Origin of the sequence: Haemophilus sp. HMSC071C11, from assembly GCF_001837655.1 — a bacterium.
Taxonomy (GTDB): Bacteria; Pseudomonadota; Gammaproteobacteria; order Enterobacterales; family Pasteurellaceae; genus Haemophilus; species Haemophilus influenzae.
Window position 1 is genome coordinate 1 of sequence record NZ_KV833441.1, and the last position, 7,243, is coordinate 7,243.

Consider the following 7,243-nt stretch of genomic DNA (forward strand, 5'->3'; position numbering starts at 1 on the left):
ATCGCAATTAATTCTTCATTTTTGAATCGCTGACCCTTTGTTTGATAAAGACGATTCTTTAATTCACTTTCGGTAAAACCTAGGAATCCAGCTACCGCACTTCTCCCCCCAGGAATCCGATCAACCATTTCGATAATAACTTTCTTCATTTCCATAATTTTTGCCTTATTTTTATGGTTTTCTTTTTGGTAAAGGTTGGTAAATTAATCCCACAAATCAGGACGTAATTCGGATTTCTTGACTTTTCCATCTGTAAGTTCTTCAATCTTTGCGCAACGTTCCGCAGGTACTTTTTCACGCCACTTGGAAACAGCCCAAGGGGTAAGATTGAAATGTCGAGCCATAGCCGAAATACCGCCCACGATTTCATAAGCTTTTTCGATTGGTAGCATTTTAACCTCTTTATTCTATTTAAAGTAGTATAATTCTACTATTAAAAATAGAATTGAATCAACCATTTTAATTTTGTATCTTCTACCTTTAGTAGAATAAAGGAGTGTCTATGACAGATTTAGCAAGCCGACTTAATGAATTAATGGCTAAACAAGGCAAAAATATTGTGGATTTACAAAAAGCTGTTGGCGTAACCTATGAAATGGCTAGACGTTACACTTTAGGCACTGCAACCCCGAGAGATAATAAAATTGAAGCTATAGCGAAGTACTTTGGAGTTACCCCTGCTCATTTGAAATACGGAACAGTCGATTCTTTAGAAAATCAAGTAACTTCTAATGTGAAAGACGTTGGCTCATTCGACTTATGGGATCGCAATACTCCACTAAATAGCGATGAATACGCCGTTCCGTTTTATCAAGACATTCGCCTTGCTGCTGGAAACGGATTTGCTGATGACATAGCGGACTATAACAACTTCAAATTGCGTTTTTCCAAATCAACACTACGTAAACAAGGCGTACAGTACGAAAATGCGGTATGTGTGATTGCTGACGGAAACTCGATGGAGCCTGTTATTCCGGATGGAACAACAGTTGGCATTGATCTTGGTAATAAAACAATCCGAGATGGGAAAATATACGCAATAAATCACGGTGGGCTACTACGCATAAAGCTACTTTACAATATGCCAAACGAACAAGTGAAAATCCGCAGTTATAACACCGAAGAACACCCTGATGAAATAGCAGAACTACAAGATATTTCTGTGTTAGGGAAAGTGTTTTGGTATTCAGTATTATTATAGAAAACATAATAACTAAAACGACTTCTACATAAGTTACCCAAGGAACCAACTATGGATATTCGATTATGGAGATCTATTGTTAGACAAAGAACATTACGAGCTCTCACAAGTAAAGAAAAGAAAATCAGACAAAGAGGCGGAAAGCCTAAATATAAACATGCTCATAAATCCTTTAATCTTTTTGAGGTTATCGCCCCATATAAAATTATTTTAGCTAAAGAAATAGGGTATGAATTTGTAGCATTTAAAGAAGAGCTCGAAGAAAAAGCAAAACTAGCAGCACGAAGTCGAAGTCGCCTGAAACTAAATTTTCGGGACACTGATATTATCGATGCTGCCGCTTGTAGCGTTTTAATAGCTGTTTTAGATACGATAAAATCGCAATATAGAACCTTGAAATTTCAAATTGTAAGACCAAAATCAAAACCAGCAGATCATCGTAAACATATTCCCTATGATGTTGATGCTATATTTTGTCATATAGGACTATATAAATCCTTAGGGTTTAATTATACATCTTCATCTTCTCAAGAAAATGTGAAATGTTGGCATTATGTTTATAGTGATAGTGCAGATGGCGAAATCACAAAGCCACTATTAGATGAACTTAAAAGTATGGGGGTGAAAGGGATATATCCTAGTTACATTGAAGCGATTGCAAATGCGGTAGAACATGCTTACGCCCAAAATATTTATAGTGAACGAGAATTTCCTATAAAACGTTGGTGGATGTTGCTTGCTATCCTAGAAGGAAAATTGTCACTTTTTGTTTGTGATTTGGGTCACGGGATCCCTAATACCCTAGAAAAAACACAGAAAGCAAATGTACTTTCTGCTATTTGGAATAGACTAAAGCAGCTGGGGAAACCGACAAAAGATTGTTTATATATAAAAGCCTCTACCCTCATTAAAGAAACCCGAACAGGATTGGGACATAGAGGAAAAGGGGGAAGTGATATTCGAGCATTTATTGACAAAACACCAGGAAGCAGGCTAATAATTCGTTCAAATCGAGGAATGTATGTGTATAATGGCAAAGATAAGCCAGATTTAACCAAAGAATCTAGATACTCTATTAATGGTACTGTTGTTCAGTGGAACATTCCGCTACAAGAAATTAAGGAATAATAATGCAAACTATTTATGTAAAAGATTTCAGCCAATATCCAGGTCCACGTTACATTAAAGATGGTAAAGCTAGTGGAGAGGAATTTAGAGATTCTATTCTTATCCCAGCAATAAAAAGGGATCCTGATATCATTCTTAATTTAGATGACACAGAAGGATATGGCTCTTCATTTCTTGAAGAAACTTTTGGAGGAGCAATTAGAAAAGGTATTTCTCCAGAGGTTGTTTTAAATCTTGTTAAAAACCTTATTTCAAATGACGACCATGATATTATTGACGAAATTAAAAGTTATGTAGAAAAAGAGATTGAGATTTTATCTTTGAAGGATAATAAATGACTCTTTCTGATCTAATAGCTTTCTCCGCGCTTATAGTTTCTATCTTTGCGTTACCTATAAGCTATATATTAGGCGCAAGGGGTTTAAAAAATACAGCTTATAATGGAGAGCTCTCAAAATTATCTGATTTGTGCGATCTTGTTTTTACAGAAGCGTTAAATATCCACAAAAAGACACAATCAAATTTAAGTGATGAAATGGATTACCACCTTATGATTGCATTTCATAAAAGATTGCAATCAAAATGTCTGGAAATTAAAAGCCTATCAAATTCAGAACGTTACCCTAGAATGGAGTTAAGAGAAGTAAAACAAGCAATTACAGATCATCTTGTATCAGATAATCTTGAGGTAAGGAACACTGCAATGCGTGGACTAATTTATAAGTTAGATGCACTAAAGACTTTCTTTACTCCTAAATTTATATGACACCTAAACCGCCTTCGTGGCGGTTTTCTTTTTCCTAAAACTCACCGAAACACCTCAAAAATCGACCGAACTTTTCACCTCCCTCACCTAATTTGCCTAAAAAACAGGCAATCAAACAACTTTTCTCAAAATTCTTTTCTTTTTAAATCAACGGATTACAAATTAAAGTAGAGAATAAATCTACTTTTGTGCAAATTTTAGTTGCAATTAAATCTACTTTAAGTAGAATTAGCCACATCAAAACGAGATACACAATCTCAATGCTCTTTAAAAATTTGTGATGAAAAAAAGCCCTGCGAACAGGGCTTAGTTATTAAGATTCATAAATAGGTGTCTTTCTATCAGTATCCATAACTAGACCAATGCAATGTAGGCAGTTTTGTTTGGTTGTATAACCCTCGCTAACTGCAATGGTTTCATGATTGGCGGCTTTTAGTCGCCAATACCACTGATTGTTTACACCCTGAAATATCTGAAAATACATAGAGGTAGTTCCTTATGCAAGAAGAAATGAAACGCTATGCAATTTCTTATCACTTCGACGGCAAAAGGTGGGCGACAGATGTTTACGCCCATTCATTCGAAGAAGCGGAAGAAAAGCTAAAAGCAATGTCCCAAGGTACTGTTGACGGCGAGATTCACCTTTCAGTTTACATTCCTGAAAATCCGCTATCGAAAGTATCAAGGTTGATTACAAGAATAGCTAAAAAGTTTATGTAAGTCAGTGACTTTCATCACAAATTTTAAACAATTTGGTTAAAGAAACTCACTCGGCGGAAGCGCAGACGGAAGCCCAACGGTGCTAAGCGGTCGTTAGATTGAAAGCCCTAACCTACTTAGTTAAGAGTGAGTTTTAAAGTCTGCCCATGCAAAGCCAATGAAAAACGGTGCAGTTGCCGAAAGTGGAGCTCAAGCAGGCGAATATCCCAATGTGGATATTTCAAAACACATTTGCTAGTACAGAGACACAACGGCATGTGAAACCGTTGCGAATGATAGATGAAGTGTGTTTTGAAATGGCAGACATAAAACAAACGAGGTTCAAATATGGAAGAAAAACAAGAAAAAAGCCTATCTGATAAAGATAAAAATCTAATCAAACAGGCTGTATTAGAAAGTGCTGATAAAAATACAAATTTAACACCAAGTGAATTAGCTGAGAGTGTATGTTCGGCAGTGATGTTTATTGATTCTTATGGGCGTTAAAAATATCTGAACTGGAAATGCTATCATCAATAGATTCTTGCAATCTTGATGATAATGTTGAAACAAATCTGGCAATATCTTCGGCCACATACTCATTAACTTCTCGCAAATATTGAGAGTTTGTTTTTAAAATATCTCTTGCCATAACAAGAGCTATTTTATCTGCTGCTATTTTTTCATGATGCTTCCTTATTTTTTGTGTTGTGGTTGAGGGAAATTATATTCCTTATGTGTTGTGGTGACAATAAGGACTTGAGCCTTACAAGTATAAAGAAAGGCACTCATCATTAACCTGTTTTGAGTTTTAGACAATTTGGCTACAGAATCACAGTGCATAACGGTGCTAGGCGGTCGTTAGATTGAAAGCCCTAACCTACTTAGCAACACTGTGTTTTGAATATCTGTCCAAGTGGAAGCCTGTGAAAAACGGTGCAGTTGCCGAAAGTGGAAACAGACAGGTAAACCGAACCACACCTTTTGGTCTGTTTTCAAGTTGGTTAAAAATGGGAAAGCGACAGACAGCAAACGTTAGCTAAAGGCGTGACATACCGGAAAGACGGTAAATTTCAAAGCGTACTCAGCAGAGAGTGAATCCAAGCGCACAGAAACACAAATGCAAGACAGAGTGCGCTTTGAAATGGCAGACAAACGAAGTTAGCCGAGCATGAGGGCTTAAAACTTATGCGGTTCCTTAGTTTTTCCCTCTGTAAAACGAGGGCTTTTTTATCCCGAAAAATTACCTTACAATCAGAATAATTTTTAATATATAAAGGGAATGCTATGAAAACCGTTAAAGCAAGACTGACTGAGTTAAAAAACTTAATTAATACAAAAATCAACGAAGACTATGAGTGGATGGGCGAAATAAAATCACCCGAAATTATCAAAGAAATAGAGCAACTTTATCCCTTAATAGAGAAAATAGAAAAATCTGGAAAAAGTCTTGAAATTTCCTATGCAAAATATATTTCTCTTCAATTAATTAAAAAAATAATTCGCATCCTCAATAAAAAAAGAGCGAGTAATAAATGGGATGAATATGATGTAAATTCATTTATTTTATCTCTAATCAAACTAAGAATGACAATCAAGGAATTATATTTAATTGAAGTTAAGGGTGAATTAAGAACAGAAGAAGAACTCAATGCTATTGCTGCAGATATATCCAAAGCAAAATTGAATTTAGAAGAGCACATCTCACTTGAAGAGCAATTAGTAGAGAATAAAAAGGAGTTCGAAAATTTAAAAAACTCACTGATTACACTCAAAAAATCTTATAACGACGCACAAGAACAAATAACTGAAATTTCCCAGTGGCACGAACAGTCAGAGAAATTAAGTGGCGACATTTCGAACTATGAATTCACCGCACAAAATAATCTTACTAAAATTACGACATTAGCAACCACAGCGGAAACCAATAAACCCCAAATCGAAAAATATCATGAAGATATTGAAGGTATGATTAAATTATTCAATAAACAAAAAGAGGAGATTGAAATGATTATTGAAGACGCCAACCGAGCAAGCATGGCAGGTTCGTTTAAAACTCAATCTGAAAATATCGATAGTAAAATGAAAGCTGTAGATAAAATTTTGCTTGGGTCACTTGTTGCAACATCTGTTATTTCATTGTTCAATTATTCAACAAGCCTGAGTGCAGCAGACAGCCTTAATATTTTACAATTTCTTGCTAAGTCCATTGTGACAATCCCGTTACTTGTCATCGCCTGGTTAAAAGCAAAAGAACGGGCTTATCTCTTTAGATTAAGGGAGGATTATAACTACAAATATTCCTCAGCAATGGCATTTGAAGGTTATAAGAAACAAGTACAAGAACAAGACCCTAAATTACATCAGCAACTTCTGCAAATTGCCGTGGATAATTTGGGGATAAATCCAACCAAAGTCTTTGACAAAGATTTAAAAAGCACACCACTTGAAACAATTATCGATGGAGTAGGAAAACGCCTGGATAAAGCTGTTGATGGTATTAAAGGAGAGGTGAATGACATTCCAAAGAAAACAAAAGAATTAATTGATGATGAATAACTCGCTCCCTCAAATTCTCAGCGCTTTTTATTTGACACCGCCCTCACTTCGGATTAAGATAACCACACTTTCAACAGAAAGTCGGGAATGTCGCAGTTTCTGAATAACTTGGAGCGGTGGAAAGACAGACGCTCAATGCGTCTTTTTTTATCGCCACAAAACAGCTATTCTACCTTTTTCATAAATTTATGAAAAAGCCCAATGATGAACTGTTTAGGAGGATCGAAAGATCCGCCGTTTTGCTCTAAGTACGGTACTGCGAATCCTATTCAGTTCATCACCAACTATTCGCAGTGGTTCGTGATGAGTTTTAAAACTTAACTTAGAGTACATCACAATGACACACTTAAACTTAATTCCTGTTTTTAATGGCTTAATCCAAAATCAACCCGTTCAACTTTGCAACGCTCGTGAACTTCACGCATTCGTAGAAAGCAAACAGCAATACACTGATTGGATCAAAAACCGCATCAACGAATATGGCTTCATCCAAAATGAAGACTACCTCGTCATCACCGAACGCACCAACGGACGCCCACGCAAGGAATATCACATTACCCTCGATATGGGCAAAGAACTCAGAAATTAATTGCACCATTTAAAGCGTCTAATCAAATGAATTGGGAAAGAGCGAAAAACCTCATTGCCCAATAAAACATCACAAAATCCGACCGCACTTTTTTAAGCCTGCGGCGGATTCTCACACCTAAAATCCGACAAAAGGAACAGAAAATGAACAAATTAATCATTACGCTCGTGTGTGCATTTGTGGTGTATATGGCGCACGCCCTAAATCTTAATCAAGACAGTGACGGCAAAATCTGTCATGCCGAACAGACACAACAATATTAACAAACCACCGCTCTTATGGGCGGTTTTTTATTGGAGGA

Annotated in this window: 10 protein-coding genes; 8 read left to right on the top strand and 2 right to left on the bottom strand. The window is 36.3% G+C overall.

Annotated features, from left to right (window positions below):
* Positions 1-203: 203 nt before the first annotated feature.
* Complete coding sequence (locus HMPREF2644_RS06710) at positions 204-392, bottom strand: transcriptional regulator (protein WP_005650512.1); 189 nt, start codon at positions 390-392, stop codon at positions 204-206.
* A 110-nt stretch (positions 393-502) separates the two neighbouring features.
* Between HMPREF2644_RS06710 and HMPREF2644_RS06715 the strand changes: the two genes are divergently transcribed.
* The 4 genes from HMPREF2644_RS06715 to HMPREF2644_RS06730 are packed head-to-tail and all read left to right on the top strand — an operon-like array spanning position 503 to position 3,095.
* Positions 503-1,201 (top strand): LexA family transcriptional regulator, encoded by a 699-nt coding sequence (locus HMPREF2644_RS06715; protein ID WP_005650509.1) that lies wholly within the window; start codon positions 503-505, stop codon positions 1,199-1,201.
* 51 nt (positions 1,202-1,252) lie between these two features.
* Positions 1,253-2,329, top strand: a complete 1,077-nt coding sequence (locus tag HMPREF2644_RS06720; RefSeq protein ID WP_070828342.1) for a hypothetical protein — start codon at positions 1,253-1,255, stop codon at positions 2,327-2,329.
* A 2-nt stretch (positions 2,330-2,331) separates the two neighbouring features.
* On the top strand, positions 2,332-2,667 hold the full coding sequence (locus tag HMPREF2644_RS06725) for an STAS-like domain-containing protein (protein ID WP_005666912.1): 336 nt from the start codon (positions 2,332-2,334) through the stop codon (positions 2,665-2,667).
* On the top strand, positions 2,664-3,095 hold the full coding sequence (locus HMPREF2644_RS06730) for a hypothetical protein (RefSeq protein WP_038441203.1): 432 nt from the start codon (positions 2,664-2,666) through the stop codon (positions 3,093-3,095). The genes HMPREF2644_RS06725 and HMPREF2644_RS06730 overlap by 4 nt, the downstream gene beginning before the upstream one ends.
* A gap of 313 nt (positions 3,096-3,408) precedes the next feature.
* Here the strand turns inward: HMPREF2644_RS06730 and HMPREF2644_RS06735 are convergent, their stop codons facing one another.
* Positions 3,409-3,579, bottom strand: a complete 171-nt coding sequence (locus HMPREF2644_RS06735; RefSeq protein WP_005650502.1) for a YegP family protein — start codon at positions 3,577-3,579, stop codon at positions 3,409-3,411.
* Between the two features lie 14 nt (positions 3,580-3,593).
* On the opposite strand from HMPREF2644_RS06735, the gene HMPREF2644_RS06740 reads away from it, so the two are divergent.
* The 4 genes from HMPREF2644_RS06740 (at position 3,594) to HMPREF2644_RS09150 (ending at position 6,942) form a co-directional block, all read left to right on the top strand.
* Positions 3,594-3,815: a hypothetical protein gene (locus HMPREF2644_RS06740; RefSeq protein WP_005650500.1), complete on the top strand. Its 222-nt coding sequence runs from the start codon at positions 3,594-3,596 to the stop codon at positions 3,813-3,815.
* A 327-nt stretch (positions 3,816-4,142) separates the two neighbouring features.
* On the top strand, positions 4,143-4,301 hold the full coding sequence (locus tag HMPREF2644_RS09320; protein WP_005650499.1) for a hypothetical protein: 159 nt from the start codon (positions 4,143-4,145) through the stop codon (positions 4,299-4,301).
* A gap of 780 nt (positions 4,302-5,081) precedes the next feature.
* Entirely contained in the window at positions 5,082-6,353 is a 1,272-nt protein-coding gene (locus HMPREF2644_RS06745; protein ID WP_005666905.1) for a hypothetical protein, read from the top strand.
* Between the two features lie 337 nt (positions 6,354-6,690).
* Positions 6,691-6,942: a phage antirepressor Ant gene (locus tag HMPREF2644_RS09150; protein WP_011272603.1), complete on the top strand. Its 252-nt coding sequence runs from the start codon at positions 6,691-6,693 to the stop codon at positions 6,940-6,942.
* Positions 6,943-7,243: the final 301 nt, after the last annotated feature.